The organism is Gellertiella sp. DMC107 (genome assembly GCF_056313605.1).
Window position 1 is genome coordinate 354487 of sequence record NZ_JBQUZZ010000003.1, and the last position, 18314, is coordinate 372800.

An 18314-nucleotide genomic window follows, 5' to 3' on the forward strand; every position below is an offset into this window, starting at 1 on the left:
ATTTTCCCACCGGTTTTTCACAGCTTTCGGCGCAATGCAAAACGGCGGGCCGAGCCCGCCGTTCCGAATTGCGATCCGAGCGTCCCGTTATTTCGAGACAAGGCAGCTCCCGCCGGCGGCCTTCAGCTTGCTGCACAAGGCGATGGCGTCATCCTTCGAGCCGACATCCACCCGCAGACGATAATAGGTTCCCTTGTTGGGAATGTTCGCCTGACGGATGCCGATCGGGCGTCCGCCGAGAACGGAACCGAACTTGGCCGACATCTTGCCGATCGATGCCTTCGCATCCGCTTCGCTGGGGAGAGAGGCAATCTGGATTCCATAGCTGCCGGACGCCGGGGCTGTGGCGGGCTTGGCTGCGGCCGGATCCAGTGCCGCCGTTTCCTGCGGCGCGTCTGTCTTGACCTTGCCATTTTCCGTCACGGTACCGACGACGTTGACCGGCTGGTCGGCCGGGCGGGACGTCGGAACCGGCGCCGTATCGGCAAGCTTGCTGGTCTTGACGGGCTTGGCCGGAACCGGAGCCGCCTCATTCGGGACATCGGTGTTGGCAACGGCCGCAAGCGCGTCGGGCGAGGCCTGAGCCGCACCGGTTTCAGGCGTGACACGATCCTGCGGTACGGCAGCGGTGGTTTCAGCGGCCGGAGCCGCCACGTCCGACTTCGGAGCCTCCGCCTGAGCGGCAGCCGGTGCGGGCTCCTCCTCGCGCGGGACCAGCGTGCCATCGGCCTTTACGATCATGGTGCGAACCTTCCGCACCTGAACGCCGCCCGGCGTGTTGGCCGCTTCCGAATTGTCAGGCTTTTCAGCAGCCGGCAACAGACGGGCATCCTTGGTGTCTTCGACTGGCGTCGCAACGGCTGGCGTATCGCCCGCCGTGTCGTCCATGTTTTCGGGCATCAACGTTTTCTGAACCACGTCGACCGGCTCTTCTTCCGACGTGATCAGTGCGGTCTGCTTGACCGGTTCGTCGCCATTGCCGGCGACACGATCATAGACGGCCTTGTCCTGATTGGGGACGGTGACCCCGCCCTTGTTTTCCGGAACGACCTTCACCGGCCCCTTGTCTGCCAGAATGACCTTCGGCTCGCCGGAGGCCATGACACCTGCCTTGCCGGACAGCATAAAGTAACCACCGAGACCGACCAGGGCGACGGCGCCGGTCGCACAGGCTGCCAGGAGAATGGATCGGAAATTGTTCAATCTCTGAGGGGCAACCGGCAGGACCTGCGGTTCGTAGCGCGGAGCCGGGTCGAACGTCTGCCCGAGCGGCTGGCTCAGCATCGAGCGGAAATCCTCTTCCAGCGCCTTCTCGAAATCATCGAAGCTGTCGATCACGGAAGCGGGCTGGGCCGCAGGCGCGCCAAGCGGCGCATTGTAGGCACGAGCAGCCGGCACTTCTTTGACGGCTTTGGTTTCGGAAGCGGCCGCCCCCAAGGGAGGAAGGCTGCTGAACAGGTTGGCCATCTCGGCGTCGATATCAAGATCGTAATCCGGTACGACAACCGCAGGCTCCTCCGGTTCCGGCATCTTGATTTCCGGGACGTCGAAATCGGCAACCGCTTCTACCGGATCATCGGATTCCGAAAGAAGGGTCGGGTCGAACAGTTCGTTGTCGAAGTCCATCCGGTCGTTGGACGCTCCCGCCGAGAAGGGCGTGGACGGGATGGGTGCGGATACGGCCTGAGGCACGACGGATGCCGGTGCAGGTCTTTCGACCGGACGGGAGACCGGCTGCGAAGGCTGCCCATAGGGCTCTGCGGAGAAATCCGCATCGCGCGGACGAGCGACAAAGGGCTGTTCGACGACAGCCGCCTTCTCCGGAACGAATTCGGCAAAGGCCTTGCGCGCGCTGTCGAGGGTCGGAGACTGCAACTCGGAGTCACGGGCATCGCGCGAGATGTCCGAAAGCTGCTGCTCGAAATCGTCCAGATCGAGCTCGAATTCTCCCGCGACAAACAGATCGTCGAAGTCAGGCTCATCTGCCGCTTGAGACGCGTTTGCGGAAAAATCATAAACCGGTTCGGCGGCAACCGGGGGAGCCACCTCGGCGGCGACATTGGAAATCGCCGCGAGAGAGGCACCGAAAACGGGATCAGGGCGATAGGCTGCCGGTCTCTGCGTATCGACCGATGCGGCGGGTGCAGAGAGGCGGTCGGCTTCCACGCTGACCACGGACGGGGCGATGTCACGCAGGTGTGCGTCGCGGTCGGCAAAAGCCGACTCTTCGGTGCCGGGGCGATCCCATGCGACAGGCTCGATACGCGGCGGCGGCATGTCGGTCTTCGGCGCGACGCTGCCCTGCGCAACCGGGGCGACGGCATGGAAGTTCGCCAGCGGCATTCTGAAGTCGGCGCGGGCGGTCACGGCGGGCGCGGATGGAGCGGTGGGCGACGCCATGGCTGGCGCCGCAGACTCTACCTGCCCACTGCCCTTCCAATCCAGCTCCGCTTCGTCCAGCGACTGCAAAAGCTCGGCTTCCAACAGATCCACGGAGAAATCGACCTGCGGCTCCGGCGCAGAAGCCGGCGCCTCCGCGAATGTCGGCTCTACGGGTTGGGCGGGCGCGGCGCGAACCGGTGCAGCCCTCGATACGGATTCGGACTGCGCCACAACGGCCGCCAGCGCTGCAAAGGGATCATCGTCTTCATCGGGCGCCGTTACGGGAAGCGCGGACGGCTCCATCCTCGGGGACTGCGCGACAGGCGCAACATCTTCCGCCCGGGGACCATCATAGGTCTCGAACGCGCGCAGAAGTTCATCCTCGAGATCTGCAACCGGATTGGGTCCGGACGGAGATTGGGCTGAGCCCGGAGCAGGCGCAACCGGAAATTCAGTAATGACGGGCTCGCGACGCGTCTCGACGCGCTCGGAGCGGTTTGCAGACGGTTCCTGGAAACCCACGATCCGGGCCAGCTCGGCGAGAGGATCATCATCCTCGTGAAAGCCGACGCTCCGGGTACCGCCAAGGGCGAACTGTTTTTCTGCCATTACTTTCCCACTCACTACTGTCAACGTGAAATTGCCAGTGCAATGTGGGTAATTGGTGGCGCTACCGCATTTCTTCCTTGGCTTCCGCCCCAACAATCTGGAGACCGGACTTCAGCACCGAAGCGACAGCGTACACCAGCCCGAGTCTGGCAATGCTCAATTCTCGGTTTTTATCGTTAACAAAGCGTAACTCAGGCTGATCCTTACCCTTATTCCAGTGGGCATGGAAGGCGCTGGCCAGATCATACAGATAAAATGCCAGTCTGTGGGGCTCCTGCGCCTGCGCTGCCTGCTCGATAACCCGCGGATATTCTGCAACCTTTGCTACGAGCTGCAATTCATTCGGATCGTCGATGGATTTCTGCACCGCTGCGGACATGATTTCCGAATCAGTCACCAGGTCGGGGAAGGCTTCCTTGGCCTGCCGGAAGACGGACATGCAGCGGGCATGGGCATACTGCACGTAGAAAACGGGATTATCCTTCGACTGTTCCGTCACCTTGGCAAAATCGAAATCCAGCGGCTCGGAATTCTTTCGATAAAGCATCATGAAGCGGACAGGGTCGCGCCCGACCTCTTCGACCACTTCACGGAGCGTGACGAAATCGCCCGAACGCTTGGACATTTTCACCGGCTCGCCATTCCGGAACAGCTTTACCAGCTGGCAGAGCAGCACGGTGAGCTTCGCTTCGCCGCCTGACACGGCGCGCGCGACGGCCTCCAGGCGCTTTACGTAGCCGCCGTGATCGGCGCCGAGCACGTAGATCATCTCGTTAAAGCCGCGATCATACTTGTCCTTGAAGTAGGCGACGTCCGCGGCAAAATAGGTATAGCTTCCGTCCGACTTGATCAGCGGCCTGTCGATATCGTCCCCCACCTCGGTAGAGCGGAAAAGAACCTGTTCGCGATCCTCCCAGTCCTCGGGAAGCTGGCCCTTCGGCGGGGGCAAGGTGCCCTTGTACACATGGCCTTTGTAGGTCAGATCATTGATGGCCGTGCGGATCGCCGTCGCGCCGTCCGCATGCAGGCTACGCTCCGAATAGAACACGTCATGCGTGACGTTGAGTGCGGAAAGATCCTCCCGGATCATCGCCATCATGGCGTCGATCGCCCGGTCTTTCACGATCGGAAGCCACTGATCTTCCGGCATGCCGCGCAGCCTGGTTCCGAATTCCTGCTTGAGAGCCTGCCCGACCGGGACCAGATAGTCGCCCGGATAGAGGCCAGCCGGAATGTCTCCGACCGTTTCGCCCAGGGCTTCCCGGTAACGCAGAAACACCGAGCGCGCGAGAACATCGATCTGCGATCCCGCATCGTTGATGTAATATTCCTTGGTCACGCCATAGCCCGCAAAGGCCAGCAAGTTCGCAAGCGCATCGCCCACCACGGCGCCGCGGCAATGACCGACATGCATGGGCCCCGTCGGATTGGCGGAAACATATTCGACATTCACCTTGCGGCCGGCGCCGAGACCGGAGCGACCGAAATCGGTGCCCTGCACAACCATCTTCGCCAGGAGCCTTTGCCAGTAAGCCGTCGACAGCCGCACATTGATGAAGCCCGGTCCGGCGACCGAGACATCGGCAATATCAGCATCTTCCCTCAGCTTGGCGCACAAGAGATCGGCAAGCGCACGGGGATTGGTTCCCAGCGGCTTTGCCAGAACCATGGCAGCATTGGTGGCGACATCGCCATGCGCGCTATCGCGCGGCGGCTCCGCATTGACGCGGGCGAAGTCAATTTCGGATCGCTTTTCCTTAACGATATCAAGGCTTTCCAAAGCGTTCTTAATTCTGTCTTCGAAGTCCGTGAAGAGATTCATCGCTACCATCCAGGCAAAAGGAAGGGCTCTTCGAAGCGTGAAGAGCCGGTTCTGGCCGCTGCCTATCGCAAATCGGGAGTGTGGTCAAACAGGCGCTTGTGCGCGCGAATGGCGTAGGTATCGGTCATTCCCGCGAGAAAATCGCCGACATGGCGCGCTCGGCCATTGTCGTTCAGCCCGGCGATATGATCGACCCAGTAATGGCTTTCCATCAGGGCGGGGTCGTTCATGTAGGCCTTGAACAGGTCGGTAACGATCTGCGCGGCCCCTGCCCGCACACGCATGATATCGGGATGGCGATAGATGCGCTTGAAGAGCATGCCCTTGATCTGCCGATCCGTCTCGGCCATGCCTTCGGAGAAGGTGGCGGTCACTTCAGGTGCATCGCGGATGTCCTGAGCACATTGGGGCTTCAGGCGCTGCAAGCGCTGCTGGGCAACGGCTATCACGTCCTCGACCATGCGGGTAATCTGCCGCCGCATGATTTCATGGGTGAAGCGGTCTGCTTCCAGATGGGCATATTTGCCGCGCACCTCGGCCATCAATCCGGCCAGGAACGGAATATCCTCCAGCATGTCGAACGTCAGATAGCCGGAGCGCAAGCCGTCATCGATGTCATGCGTGTTATAGGCGATATCATCGGCAATCGCTGCAACTTGCGCCTCGAGGCTGGCAAAGCTCGCCAGTTCCAGATCGTGCAGCTCGCAATAATCGAGAATGGGTTGAGGGACCGGGCCGCGCGTTCCCGCCCCGGACGGGTCCATCAAGGGACCATTGTGCTTGACCAGGCCTTCGAGCGTTTCCCAGGTCAGGTTCAGCCCGTCGAATTCGGCATAACGGCGCTCGAGCTTGGTGACGATACGCAGCGATTGGGCGTTGTGATCGAAGCCGCCGAAGGGCGCCAGCATCTCATGCAGGGCGTCTTCGCCGGTGTGTCCGAAGGGCGTGTGCCCGAAATCATGCACAAGCGCCACGCCTTCTGCGAGATCCTCATCGAGCTTGAGGGCACGGGCCAGGGCACGGGCGATCTGCGCGACCTCGATCGTGTGTGTGAGGCGGGTGCGATAATGATCGCTATCCGTGCCGATGAAGACCTGTGTCTTGTGCTTCAGGCGCCGAAAGGCGGTCGTGTGAACGATGCGATCGCGATCGCGCTGGAACTCGGACCGGGTGAGACTTGAGGGTTCCGGATAGAACCGGCCGCGGCTGGTCCAAGGGTCTGCGGCATAGATTGCCCGCTCCCCGCTGCCGAAACCAAGTGCCACTCTGTCGATCGTCATTCGCATTCCTTTGGGCGTATCCTCATTGACGCCGTTGAAACCCGTTCATACCTATAGTGCCGTGGACCGCAATCTGTTCCAAGTCGCCGGATCGGCGCATGGGAGGGCTGCGGCTCACACTATCGTGTAATATCAGAAACTTGCGCCGGAATAACGGCGAGTGTGATAAACGGCTCTCCGGGCCTTGAACCCGGCAGGAGGCAAAGAATGAGCGAACAGACAGTCAGCCTTTCCGAAAGCGCCGCGAAGCGAATCGCGGAAATCCTCGCAACCGAACCCGGAAAGAGCGCCATGCGCGTCTCCGTCGAAGGCGGGGGGTGCTCGGGTTTTTCCTACAAGTTTGACCTTGTCGGTGAGGATGCCCTCAATCCCACAGAGGATGTGGTGATCGCCAGAGACAATGCAAAGGTTCTGGTCGACCAGATGTCCCTGATTTACATGGCGGGATCCGAAATCGATTTCGTCGACAATCTCCTCGGGCAGTCCTTTCAAATTCACAACCCGAACGCAGTGGCGAGCTGCGGTTGCGGCACCAGCTTTTCCATCTGAGAGGAAGTTTCTAGGGGAGAGGGCGTTTGGCGGTGGCGTCCCCGCCGGCAAGCCGCTAACACTTCTACCCGACGCCCGGTCACCCGGGCCCATGGTTGAGGAAAGGCCGGTACATGATGCAGATTGCCACCTGGAACATCAATGGCGTGAAGGCGCGCATCGAAAATCTGTGCCAGTGGCTCAAGGATTCCAGCCCGGACATTGCTTGCCTCCAGGAAATAAAGTCGGTCGACGAAGCCTTTCCCCGCTCCGAGATCGAAGCCCTGGGCTATCATGTGGAAACCCATGGGCAAAAGGGCTTCAACGGCGTTGCCCTTCTGTCGAAGCTGCAGCCGGATGAAGTCAACCGGGGGCTGCCGGGCGAAGACACGGACGAACAGGCACGCTTTATCGAGGGCGTTTTCACCGTCGGCTCCAGGGCCATTCGCGTCTGTTCCCTCTATTTGCCGAATGGGAACCCGGTGGACACGGAAAAATATCCGTACAAGCTGCGCTGGATGGACCGCCTGAATCGCTTTGCCGCCGATCGCCTCGCATTCGAAGAGCCCCTGATCCTCGCCGGAGATTACAACGTGATCCCCGAAGCAATCGATTGCCATGATCCGGCGGTTTGGGCAAATGACGCGCTCTTCCTGCCAGAGACGCGCTCGGCGTTCCGATCGCTCCAGAATCTGGGGCTGACCGATGCATTGCGCGCAACATCCGGCGCATCGAAGATCTATACGTTCTGGGATTATCAGGCCGGCGCCTGGCCAAAAAACAATGGCATACGCATCGACCACCTGCTTCTCTCGGCGGAGGCCACCGACAGGTTGCACTCGGTCACCGTCGACAAGCATGTCAGGGCTTGGGAGAAGCCATCCGATCATGTTCCCGTCATAGGAACATTCGACTTCGCCTGACGGCGTCTTGCCTTATTCTACCGGACCTTCAAGCGTGCCGGTTTCCGGGGGCGAAGGCACATCGGTTGCGATATTCCCGCCCTCGGGTCCATCGCTCTCGCCACTGAAGGATGCGCTGACACCGCCACCCACCGCGGCGGGGGGCACAGGCACGGAACCTGCGGCGGAAAGGGCAGCACCGGGAAGATTTGCTTCAATTTCCTGAGCCATCTGGATGGCAGCCCGACGATCGTCCTCCGTCGCGACCGAGAAGGCCTGCTCCTGGAGATCCTGTATCCAGGGACGGTCCTGCGGCGAACAGTGATCCAGCGCAGCAGTCATATAGCCGAGCCCGCGCGCGGTCTGCCCCTCCTGGAAGAGAAGGCTGCCGAAGATGCCCATGGCGCCGACATGCCCGTTCTTTCGCGCCCGGTTCAGCCATTTCTTGGCCTGTTCCACATTGCGCGAACCGCCCTCGCCGCGCAGCATCATGCGGGCAAGCTGATATTGCGCCTCGGGCACGCCGAAAGCGGAAGCGGCCTGAAAATATAGCTGACGCGCCTGTCCCAGATCGGCCTTCACGGGGCTGTTCTGGATCCCGTGGCGATAATACTCGGCCAGGGACATCAGGGCATTGACGAAAAATCCGGTATCTTCCGAACCGGGCTCGATGCCCTGCCCCGCAATTTCGTTATAGATCTTGAAGGCTTCGAAGTCGCTTTGCGCCACGCCGTCGCCATAAGCATACATGTTTGCAAGCGCCCAACGGGAGCCGGTGTGCCCCTTTTCGGCCGCGTAGCGGTAGGCTTCCACCGCGTCCTGTTTCTGGCCGCTCTTGTAGGCCTTGAAGCCAAACTTGAAGAGGTCGAATGGGCCGGATTCTTTCGTGACGCCCGCGTTGATGTCAAAAGCCTGCGCGGCGCCGCATGCGGAAATGGCCAGGCCGAAACCCAACGCGATCGCCTTCACAGAGAGATACTCGACATTTACCATCTTGCACGGTTTCCCTGACCTGTGCCACCGAGCCGCAAATCGAGCGCTCAGGTCGGCAAGGACGTTAGACCTTGTTTCTATTCTCTGTTGATGGCGATTAGAGGGCAGTGTTTTTTCCAGATGCCTCTCCCGCAGGCACCGAGCCTTCGAATATCCGCTCAAAAGGCCGCCAAGGCGGTCTTGCAGATCCGCTGCCCGAGGGGCAACCCGTTCGAAGGCCATCAAACCCAAAACCCGTTCGCTCATTCTTTTCTCATATGCGGGAAACCTTCTGGTTCCGCATCCCATAGCGAGACGCTGCTCCCTGTTTGTGGCAGGAAATGGACACAATTTGCCTCGCCGCCACGCCGCAGTTTCAAGTTTTTTAGATGTTGCCGAATCGTCACATTCGAATGAACGCCGAATATCAAAAAGCCCCGAACAATGTCCGGGGCTTTTGAAGATACACCTGTGTCAGGCTCAGAACTTGACGGTATAAGAACCGCCGACCGCGTAGGCCCAGTCGCCGTTTGCCGTTGCATTGAAGGACGCGCCATCGGAAATCGACTGGCTGCCGGAGGTCAGGTAAGACACGGCGCCACCGAGACGAAGCGCACCCGGGCCAGCCTTGATCTGCGTACCGGCACCGAAGGTCCAGGTATCCGTCATGATGTCGGCGCCCGTACCCACGCCACGATCCCAGGTGACGTTGACCGTGCCGGAGATATCATCCGTAAAGGCATGGGCAATACCGCCCTGCACCGTCCAGCCGTCCTGCCAGAAGAAATCCTTGGTGTTGGGGCCGAGGCCACGGATGTTGTAGTTCAGCGTCTGCAGAACGCTCCAGTCGGTCCACTTCACCGAGCCGTAGGCCAACCAGCCGGGCGCGATACCGCTCTGGACATTCAACTCAACGGACTGAGGCAACGAGCCCGTGCCGGTGGAGGAGAATGGTGTCCCGACCGGAACGGTCACGCCCGGAATGGGCGTCGGAAGCGGAACCGCATTGCGGAAGGTGCCATCGGCATCGATGTCGATCTGCGAGCGATACATCAATTCTGCGCGGAGCGCATATTCGGTGATCTCGTATGCTGCGCCCAAACGATAGCCAAGCGCGCCCTTGTCCCGCAGGTTCAGCGTGCCCAGTGTCTTGACTTCGGTGTAATCGAAATCCTGGACGAAGACGCCGCCGAGCAGCCAAGCCTTGCCGCTGCCGGCTTCCATGTTGACGCCGCAGGTCGCGCCATATTCGTTGGTTTCGAAATCGGCGTGCTTTACCGCGTTCCGGGGACGACCAGCTGCGATATCACCCATGATGTCAGCGAGCTGCGACTGCGGGCCGTAGTCGGACGAAGCGCCGAACGGCTGTGTATAGGTGCCGACGCAGGAGAAGCGGTCGGAGATCTTCAGCTTGGCGCCGAAATTGGGGATGATGTAGTTGTTCGTATAGACATCATCCGTTGCAGCGGCACCGTTGATCGTGTCGAAGCCACGCTTGGGAGCGACCATGGTTGCACCAAAACGCATGTCGAAGGCACCATCTTCATAGATCAGGTCGGTATCCGCATCTCCCCGTGAAAAACCACCGGCAAATGCGGTGCCGGCGAGACCGGACAGAATCGCGATTGCCAAAATTCCCTTGGTTACAGCCTGAGACACGTTCAAATTCCCCCCAAAAAGGATCTACCCATGCGGAGAGTGTATGCAGGCGTTTTTTTTGCGCAATGCAGCCCATACGTGCCGCAGATCCGGCGGAGCCCGAAAATTTTACGTAAGTTAACGACAAACCTTTTCGAAAAAATCGCCGTTGGAAAAAAATTCCGATACCTGCCGTCCGTACATCAAAAATCGATATGAATATTCCACACATTACAGAGTGTGTTGCAACAGTGTGACAGCGACAGTTTCTGACAGTGCGGCGCGGCGTTTGCCATATTGGAATACATTTTCGCCGTCTTTTCCCCGGGCATCACATTCCTGCCCGCTTCGTTAAACCAGGCACGTCCTATAACAATTTGATTCCAAACAAAAAATCACCCTCCATTGGGGAGGGTGATTCGAAAGACTAATACACAACCTTTAGATTTATTCGGCTTCCTTTACCCGCTCAAGCGCCGTCAAGAGGTTGTTCTTCTGTGTCAAGAGCTCTTCGTGCCGTTCCCGTTCTGCCGCCACAATGTCCGGGTTTGCATTGGCTACGAATTTCTCATTCGAGAGCTTGGCAGCAATGCGGCCCATTTCCTGGTCCACCTTGCCGAGCGCCTTTTCCAGGCGGCCCTTTTCTGCGGCGACATCGATGAGTGCACCGAGGGGCAGGCAGGCAGTGGCCTCGCCGATGACAATCTGGGCTGAGCCTTTGGGCGCGTGATCCGCGAAACTCACGCCATCGATACGGGCAAGCCGCTTGATGGCAGCCTCATGACGATCCAGTCTTTCACGAACGACGCCGTGGGCACCGACCATGACGAGCGGCGATATCGCAGACGGCGGTACGTTCATTTCGGCACGAGCCGAACGGATGCCGGTCACCAGATCAATCAGCCAGTTGATTTCCTCTGCCGCCGCATCGTCTGCGAAGGAGGGCGCCGGCCATTCTGCATGGCACAGCAGCGTCGGGCGCATAGCCCCCTCGCCTGCCGTATGCGCCCAGAGCTCTTCGGTCATGAAGGGCATGAAGGGATGGAGCAGCTTGTAGGTTTCTTCAAGAACGTAAGCGGCGCAAGCCTGGGCTTCCGCCTTGGCTGCGACATCTTCCCCGCCGAAGACCGGCTTCAGAAGCTCCAGATACCAATCACAGAACTGGTTCCAGACGAAGCGGTAGAGGCTGCCGGCCGCATCGTTGAAGCGATGGGACTCGATGGCTTCCGTTACGTCACGCTCCGTACGGGCAAGCTCGGTGAGGATCCAGCGGTTGATCGTCAGGACTGCGCTTTCCGGATTGAAATGCGGGTCACGCTTTACGCCGTTCATTTCGGCAAAGCGCGTCGCATTCCACAGCTTGGTACCGAAATTGCGGTATCCGGCGATGCGGGCGGGATCGAGCTTCACGTCGCGCCCCTGCGCCGCCATGATGGCCAGAGTGAAGCGAAGGGCATCGGCGCCGTATTCGTCGATCAGCTCAAGCGGATCGATGACGTTCCCCTTGGATTTCGACATCTTCTGACCGTTCTTGTCCCGCACGAGCGCATGAACATAGACGGTATGGAACGGCTCGATCGGATTGCCGTCTTCATCCTTCATGAAATGAAGTGCCATCATCATCATACGGGCGACCCAGAAGAAGATGATATCGAACCCCGTGACCAGCACGTCCGTCTGGTAATATTTGTCCAGCTCCGGTGTCTGGTCCGGCCAGCCCAGCGTCGAGAAAGGCCAGAGCGCGGAAGAAAACCAGGTGTCGAGCACGTCTTCGTCGCGCGTCAAGATTTCACCGGGCTGGAAGTTCTCGAGTTTCTCCTGAACCCAGGCTTTCCAAGGTCCTTCGTGGGCAAGATAATGCTGCACGGCGGCGTCCAGCGCTTCCTCTTCCGTCTTCTCGACGAATACCTGCCCGTCGGGGCCATACCAGGCCGGAATCTGGTGGCCCCACCAGAGCTGCCGCGATACGCACCAGGGCTGGATGTTTTCCATCCATTCGTAATAGGTCTTTTCCCAGTTCTTCGGGACGAACTTGGTTCGCCCTTCCCGAACGGAAGCGATCGCGGGCTGTGCCAGCGTCTTGGCATCCACGTACCACTGCTCGGTCAGCCGCGGCTCGATCGGAACGCCACCGCGATCTCCATGGGGAACCATGTGCTTGTGAGGTTCGATCCGGTCCACCAGATCCCGTTCTTCCAGAAGTTCGACAATCCGCTTGCGCGCGGCGAACCGGTCCATGCCATCCAGCTCGTTCCAGATGCGGGCATGTTCCTCGCTGGCCTCAAGTCCCTCCAGAAAATCCTCATCGCCGAGAATGGCGATGTGGCCATCGATGCTCAGGATGTTGATCTGCCGCAGGCCTGAGCGCTTGCCGACCTCGAAATCATTGAAATCATGGGCCGGCGTCATTTTCACGGCGCCCGTCCCGGCCGTCGGATCGGGATAGTCGTCCGCGACGATGGGGATACGGCGACCGGTCAGCGGCAGGATCACATGCTTGCCGACGATATTCTGGTAGCGCTTGTCGTCCGGATGAACCGCCACACCGGTATCTCCCAGCATGGTCTCTGGGCGCGTGGTGGCGACCACGAGGTAATCGCGTGTCTCCCATTCGGTCGGATTTCCTTCGGCATCGAAGGCAACCGGATGGTCATAGGTAACGCCCGGTTCAAGCGGGTAACGCAGGTGCCAGAGATGTCCGTTGATCTCGATCTGCTCGACTTCCAGGTCAGAAATGGCCGTCAGCAACTTCGGATCCCAGTTTACCAGGCGCTTGTCCTTGTAAATGAGGCCTTCCTTGTAGAGCTGAACGAAGACATCAAGCACGGCTTTGGAGAGGCCCTCGTCCATGGTGAAGCGCTCGCGCGACCAGTCGCAGGACGCACCCAGACGCTTCAGCTGATTGAAGATCAGGCCGCCTGATTCAGCCTTCCATTCCCAGACCTTCTCGATGAACGCATCGCGGCCCATATCCCGGCGGTGCAGCTGCTGTTCCATCAATTTCCGTTCGACCACCATTTGGGTGGCGATGCCGGCATGATCCATTCCCGGCTGCCAGAGAACGTCCTTGCCGCGCATACGCTCGAAGCGAACCATGATGTCCTGCAGCGTATTGTTCAGCGCATGCCCCATGTGCAGGGAGCCTGTGACATTCGGCGGAGGGATGACAACGCAGAAGGTTTCGGCGCCGGGCTTGGCATTCGCCCCCGCGCGGAATGCGTCATTATCATCCCAGGCCTTGGCAATTCTGGGTTCAACAGCGGCGGAATCGTAAGTCTTGTCGAGCATTTGACGGACCATGCATCAGGAGGAAATATGGTTTCCGGTAAATAGGATGGCTTTGTCCAAGTCAACTGGAAAGCCTGTCCCGAAGGGCAGACTTGCACCCGTTGCAAAGGCTTCGGTTCCCCTTTCACCCACGAAAAAGGGGCCTTCAAGGCCCCTGTAATCCTATTTGCGAATGCGGCAATCTCAACGACGGGGACCGCGCGCGACCCGCTCGATTTCCTCGCGGACCAAGCGCTCCACCAGCGTCGGCAGATTGTCGTCGAGCCATTCCTGCAACATCGGCCGCAGCATTTCTCCGGCGATGTCATCCAGCGAACGCTGTGCGCTCATGTGCACCATTTCCGCCAGTTCGTGGAACGAGCGAGCAACATGATCGCCGGTTTCGCGCGAAACCAGAGAGCCTCTCGACTGCGGAAACTCCGGCGCCGGATCGATTTCCGGCTCGGCAAAAGTGGCCATCTCCGGCTCGGACGGCTCTTGATGCAAAGGTTCGTCGAACGAAACGTCTGCCAGCGCGGCCATATGGTCGTCCAGCTCCGGCGCGGGAGCGACCTCGACGCGCGGCGCGGGCTCCACGGTGCGGATGATCGGCTGGGATTTCATTTCAACCGGACGCGGGGCTTCCGCTGCAGGCTGAATCGGGCGGGTGGTATCGGCCCGTTCCGAAGCGGCGCGAACCCGTGCCGCCACGTCGGCTAGCGAAATCGAGCGCGGCTCCTCCGGCAAACGAGAGGCAACGGGGTTTTCTGCAGCAGCATTGGCGGCGACAGGCGGAGCCACAGAGGCGACCGGCTGCGGCTGAGGGCGTGGCTGCGCGACCACGGCGGGCCGCTCGACAGGCTGGTTTTGCTGGGGAGCGGCCTGAATGACGGGGCGCGGCGGGACAAAGGCGGCGAGCTCATCCTCGATGGTGAGGTGAATGTCTTCCGGGTCTGCGCCAGGCACTTCCGGCTCTGCAATTTCCATTGCGGCCAGACGCGCCAGTTCATCATTGGCCGTTTCAGGCTCGTTGCTCTCGATGATCCGGCGGATGGAGGCCAGGATCTCTTCCATGGAGGGTTCACGCGCTACGCTTGGCTGAGCCATATCAATCCCCGTTAAAATCCTCTTTGCCATCGATATACAGGAATGGCGATGAGACGCTCTCCTATACCGACCCGCTGCAAGCCGACTGCAAGTTTCGCCGCTCGCCTTTCATCAAGGATAGGTGAAAGAGCGGCGGAAAAAAACAGTGTGAATCAACAATTAAGGATGATGCACAGGATTTGTGGCCGCCCCGCGGCGGCCCCGAGGAAATTGGGTTACTTGCCGTCGACCGTACGCAGCCCGAACCACTTGTCCTTGACCGCTTCATAATGATCGTTGGCCCGATACTCCGCCACCTGAAGTCCCTGGTCGGCAACCGTCAGGCGCCCCATGGCGGCAAGGGCCGAATAGCTCGAAATCACGGCATTGCGGCCGGACTGGGCGAGGCTTTCCTTGGCATTCAGAACCTGCTGCTGGGCATTCAGCACATCCAGCGTGGTGGCCTGTCCCACATTGCGCTCTTCGATGACACCTTCCAGTGCCAGTTTCGCCGCCTTCAGCTGCTGCTGATTGGCGCTGATCGCTGCCTGGGCGGCTTCAAGCTGGGCATAGGCTGCAACAACCATCTGCTGGATCTGAGCACGGGCGGAATCCACCCGGATCTCCTGCGCACCAAGGTTTTCCTTGGCCTGGCGGATCCGGCCATATTCCGCACCGCCCTGATAGATCGGTATCGTCACCTGGGCAGAGAGGGTTGCTGCGTTATAATCATAGCCGGAAGAGCCGGTCTGGTCGGAGCCGCTGCGCCCGAACGTTCCCTTGAGGGAAACACCGGGAAGAAGCGTACCTTGCGCTTCATCGACCTGATACCCCGCTGCATCGACGGCGTGCAGAGCAGCCTTCACCGAAGGATGCTCGGTAATGGCAACCTGAACGGCGCTATCGAGGTTCCGGGGCAATCCCGCCGTTGCCGGGGCCGGCTGGCTGATGTTGGAGGGCTGCTCACCCACGATCTGCATGTAGGTGGCGCGGCTGATCTTGAGCTGCGCTACGGCTGCGGCAAGCAGGGCTTTCCCGGCTGCGAGCTGCGCCTCTGCCTGGCTGACGTCGGTCCGGGTGCCCTCACCCACATCCAGCCGGGTCTTGGAAGCGCTCAGCTGCTCATTGAGGAAGGCCAGGTTCTGCTTGCGGATGGAGACGATCTGCTGATCCCGCGCGATGTCGGCATAAGCCTGGACAGCGGAGAGCAGAATCTGGATCTCATTCGACCTCACGTTCTCCTGCCCCGCATAGACGCCGGCTTCGGCCGAACGGATGCGGCTGAGCGTCTGGAATCCGTCGAAGATGACCTGCGTTACGGATACACCGATCTGGCCCGTCCGGGATGTATCGGAAAGCCCGGGATCGACACTGAATTCGTTCAGATGGGTCACCGAGCCGGAAATGGAGGCACCGACCTGAGGCCGGTAGCCCGCCTTGGCAATGGTGACATTTTCATCCGTTGCCCTGAGAGCCGCTCGGGCGGCATTGAGATCGGGATTGTTCGCATAGGCCTTGGCGAGTGCGCCTTTGAGCGACTCAGCACCCGCCGGCGAGGCGGCAGCAATCAGCAGCGGGAATACGGCCGCAGCAAGCAATGCTTTACGAAAAGACACGTTCACTCTCCAGACTGAAATTTGCTTTCTTACCCGCACCGCGATGCGAGCCAGGCTTGCGACTTATTCCCGCCCAAAATGGGAGGTTCTGCCAGCCACCACAATGTTGTCTTCAATAATCACAGCGAACATAAAAACCAGGAATTGAAGTGTGTTGCGGAGGTGCAACAAATTCAATATTCGCTGTGACTCATGAATAGGGCACCAACCTTGCTCAGAACTGGAATTCGGCCACCTTCCGGAAGCCGGGCAGCGGCTTTACAGCCGTATTGAATTCCGCCGTTCCGCCAATGACGCCTTTCTCCCGCACGAAGACATGCGCCCGGGAGGCATTGCCATAGCCGATTACCGCGATCAGGCGTCCGCCGTCCTTCAATTGTTGAAAGAGGGCGTCCGGCACTTCCTCGACGGCACCATTGAGGAAAATGACGTCGTAGGGACCATCCCCCGCAGCGCCCTTTTCCATATCGCCGGTCAGTATCTTGACATGGGTTGCGCCGGCCAGGTTGGCGCGCGCCGCTTCCGCCAGAGACGGATCGCTTTCGACACCCACGACCTTGCCGGCGAGCAGCGAAAGCAATGCGGTGACATAACCGGTGCCCGAGCCGATCTCGAGAACACTGTCCTGCTGCGCTATTGCGGCAAGCTGCAGCAGCTTTGCAACGGGCGACGCGTGCATGAGGTACCGTCCGGGAGCGATCTCAAGATCCTTATCCACATAGGCGAGAGGCTTGACGGCTTCTGGAACGTAATTTTCGCGCGGAACGCTCAGGAAGGCAGACAGCACCGAATGCGAGGTGACATCGGTCGTACGCACCTGATTATCGACCATCTTCACGCGTTGGGCTTCATAGTCCATCGATTTCCCCATTTCTTCGCTCCGCATCAAAAGGCGGCCCGCATCCAGATTGAACCCATCAGTTCGATGACACGTATTAACCGTGACGGACCCAGCTTTCAAGGGTTCCGGGACGGGTGTAAACAGAAACCATCTCAATTGGCAGCCATGCGGCAAAAAATGGCACGTGTCGATCCAGAGAGAGTGACCGGTTTCGACGACCTTTGCAGCTGTTGTCTCTCTATATAGACATCACAACTGTCCGATACGCCAAGACCAGCGCTCCCATCCACACTCTAAAAACCTTCGCTTCATGGCAAAGGTCGTGGACACCATTCTTTCAACGCGCCGTCGCCGGCAACTCGATGGATAAAGCCTTCAGGCGGGAAGCGGTATGAACACGGCTGCGCGACGACGCTGACGACGCGGTCATGGCCGAAGAATGCCGCGCGACCGGAATCCGGCACGTCCTTGTGCGGCATGATTTCCCTATCAGCGCTTCCGGTGCCCCCAGCAGGCTTTCGGGATTTCAGAGCCCGGCTTCGAGGTCAAAGCGCGTAAACGCCAGAAGGGAATAGTCTTCTTCCAGGCGTGTCTATTCAAGAAAGCTTGCGGTGAAAATGGAGGCCTCGCCGAGAATCGAACTCGGGTGCAAGGATTTGCAGTCCTCTGCGTCACCACTCCGCCACGAGGCCATCCGGGAGGTATTTGCGTGTGGTAGCGGGGTGTTAGAGGAATCGATTCAGCTTTGCAAGAGGGTCATACAGAACCCTGTCCGTTTTTTGATTTGAACCGGATTTTTTCGTCGAAACTGCGATAAAGACGCGTTTCAGCTGTTGCCGTTCATCTTGGCTCTGCGCCGGCGCAGCCACCACAGTTCTGCCCTGCGGCGGAATCGCCTCACGCTTGGCACGTCCTTGGAAAGCACGACGATACCGACCGGTACCATCCAGAAACCGAGAATGGGCAAGAATCCGAGAAGTCCGCCGAAGACCAGCCCCGCCCCCATGCCGATGCGTGCCCAGCGCGCACGCGGCAGGCGGATCGTCCAGTTTCCAAGCTTCATCTGCTTATCCACAGGCGGCACCTCTTTTTCGTTTCGACCGGACCGCATCCTGCAAAATTCCCTATTCTGCGGCCCTCTCCTGCTCTTCATATGGGGACTTATGAACCATGAAACAGGTCCTTTCGATTTTTTTTGAAAAAAGCGCTTGGCAAATCGGAAAAGCATTTGTATTACCCCGCTCACGCCGCGACGAGCGGTGTTCCCTGGTAGCTCAGCGGTAGAGCACTCGACTGTTAATCGATAGGTCGCCGGTTCGAATCCGGCCCGGGGAGCCAGATTTGGAAGGGGTCGCGCGGAAACGCAGCGAC

Annotated in this window: 11 protein-coding genes, 2 tRNA genes and 1 pseudogene; 3 read left to right on the forward strand and 11 right to left on the reverse strand. The window is 59.6% G+C overall.

Going from position 1 to position 18314, the window contains the following annotated elements; all coding sequences use genetic code 11:
• Nucleotides 1-87 precede the first annotated feature (87 nt).
• From ACT54B_RS12490 to ACT54B_RS12500, 3 genes are all read right to left on the reverse strand, one after another.
• Complete coding sequence (locus ACT54B_RS12490) at nucleotides 88-2991, reverse strand: SPOR domain-containing protein (RefSeq protein WP_476045270.1); 2904 nt, start codon at nucleotides 2989-2991, stop codon at nucleotides 88-90.
• A gap of 61 nt (nucleotides 2992-3052) precedes the next feature.
• On the reverse strand, nucleotides 3053-4813 hold the full coding sequence (gene argS / locus ACT54B_RS12495; RefSeq protein WP_476045271.1) for an arginine--tRNA ligase: 1761 nt from the start codon (nucleotides 4811-4813) through the stop codon (nucleotides 3053-3055).
• Nucleotides 4814-4875: 62 nt separating this feature from the next.
• Nucleotides 4876-6093 carry a deoxyguanosinetriphosphate triphosphohydrolase gene (locus ACT54B_RS12500; protein WP_476045272.1) on the reverse strand — a complete coding sequence of 406 codons (1218 nt, stop codon included), beginning with the start codon at nucleotides 6091-6093 and terminating at the stop codon, nucleotides 4876-4878.
• A gap of 207 nt (nucleotides 6094-6300) precedes the next feature.
• On the opposite strand from ACT54B_RS12500, the gene ACT54B_RS12505 reads away from it, so the two are divergent.
• Nucleotides 6301-6642, forward strand: coding sequence for a HesB/IscA family protein (locus tag ACT54B_RS12505; RefSeq protein ID WP_476045273.1), 342 nt, complete (start codon nucleotides 6301-6303; stop codon nucleotides 6640-6642).
• Between the two features lie 116 nt (nucleotides 6643-6758).
• The gene (gene xth, locus ACT54B_RS12510) at nucleotides 6759-7544 is read left to right on the forward strand and encodes an exodeoxyribonuclease III (protein WP_476045605.1); all 786 of its coding nucleotides are present in this window, start codon (nucleotides 6759-6761) and stop codon (nucleotides 7542-7544) included.
• Between the two features lie 195 nt (nucleotides 7545-7739).
• Here the strand turns inward: xth and exoR are convergent.
• The 8 genes and pseudogenes from exoR to ACT54B_RS12550 all read right to left on the reverse strand — a co-directional run.
• Nucleotides 7740-8516 (reverse strand): annotated as a pseudogene (gene exoR, locus ACT54B_RS12515) (exopolysaccharide production regulator ExoR); the annotation flags it as partial.
• Nucleotides 8517-8975: 459 nt separating this feature from the next.
• A complete protein-coding gene (locus ACT54B_RS12520; RefSeq protein ID WP_476045274.1) occupies nucleotides 8976-10154 on the reverse strand; it encodes an OmpP1/FadL family transporter in 1179 nt (392 codons plus the stop codon).
• A gap of 426 nt (nucleotides 10155-10580) precedes the next feature.
• Nucleotides 10581-13421 (reverse strand): valine--tRNA ligase, encoded by a 2841-nt coding sequence (locus tag ACT54B_RS12525; protein ID WP_476045275.1) that lies wholly within the window; start codon nucleotides 13419-13421, stop codon nucleotides 10581-10583.
• A gap of 183 nt (nucleotides 13422-13604) precedes the next feature.
• Entirely contained in the window at nucleotides 13605-14507 is a 903-nt protein-coding gene (locus ACT54B_RS12530; RefSeq protein ID WP_476045276.1) for a DUF2497 domain-containing protein, read from the reverse strand.
• Between the two features lie 215 nt (nucleotides 14508-14722).
• The gene (locus ACT54B_RS12535; RefSeq protein ID WP_476045277.1) at nucleotides 14723-16102 is read right to left on the reverse strand and encodes a TolC family outer membrane protein; all 1380 of its coding nucleotides are present in this window, start codon (nucleotides 16100-16102) and stop codon (nucleotides 14723-14725) included.
• Nucleotides 16103-16316: 214 nt separating this feature from the next.
• Nucleotides 16317-16961 (reverse strand): protein-L-isoaspartate O-methyltransferase family protein, encoded by a 645-nt coding sequence (locus ACT54B_RS12540; protein WP_476045606.1) that lies wholly within the window; start codon nucleotides 16959-16961, stop codon nucleotides 16317-16319.
• 600 nt (nucleotides 16962-17561) lie between these two features.
• Nucleotides 17562-17635, reverse strand: a tRNA-Cys gene (locus ACT54B_RS12545).
• 134 nt (nucleotides 17636-17769) lie between these two features.
• Complete coding sequence (locus ACT54B_RS12550) at nucleotides 17770-18006, reverse strand: hypothetical protein (protein ID WP_476045279.1); 237 nt, start codon at nucleotides 18004-18006, stop codon at nucleotides 17770-17772.
• A 200-nt stretch (nucleotides 18007-18206) separates the two neighbouring features.
• Here ACT54B_RS12550 and ACT54B_RS12555 point away from each other — a divergent pair.
• Nucleotides 18207-18281 (forward strand) — tRNA-Asn (locus ACT54B_RS12555).
• Nucleotides 18282-18314: the final 33 nt, after the last annotated feature.

Coding starts and splice junctions, on each gene's coding strand:
- ACT54B_RS12490 (WP_476045270.1), bottom strand. CDS start 2,991: ATGGCAGAAAAACAGTTCGCCCTTGGCGGTACCCGGAGCGTCGGCTTT.
- argS (WP_476045271.1), bottom strand. CDS start 4,813: ATGAATCTCTTCACGGACTTCGAAGACAGAATTAAGAACGCTTTGGAA.
- ACT54B_RS12500 (WP_476045272.1), bottom strand. CDS start 6,093: ATGACGATCGACAGAGTGGCACTTGGTTTCGGCAGCGGGGAGCGGGCA.
- ACT54B_RS12505 (WP_476045273.1), top strand. CDS start 6,301: ATGAGCGAACAGACAGTCAGCCTTTCCGAAAGCGCCGCGAAGCGAATC.
- xth (WP_476045605.1), top strand. CDS start 6,759: ATGCAGATTGCCACCTGGAACATCAATGGCGTGAAGGCGCGCATCGAA.
- ACT54B_RS12525 (WP_476045275.1), bottom strand. CDS start 13,421: ATGCTCGACAAGACTTACGATTCCGCCGCTGTTGAACCCAGAATTGCC.
- ACT54B_RS12530 (WP_476045276.1), bottom strand. CDS start 14,507: ATGGCTCAGCCAAGCGTAGCGCGTGAACCCTCCATGGAAGAGATCCTG.
- ACT54B_RS12540 (WP_476045606.1), bottom strand. CDS start 16,961: ATGGACTATGAAGCCCAACGCGTGAAGATGGTCGATAATCAGGTGCGT.
- ACT54B_RS12550 (WP_476045279.1), bottom strand. CDS start 18,006: ATGAAGCTTGGAAACTGGACGATCCGCCTGCCGCGTGCGCGCTGGGCA.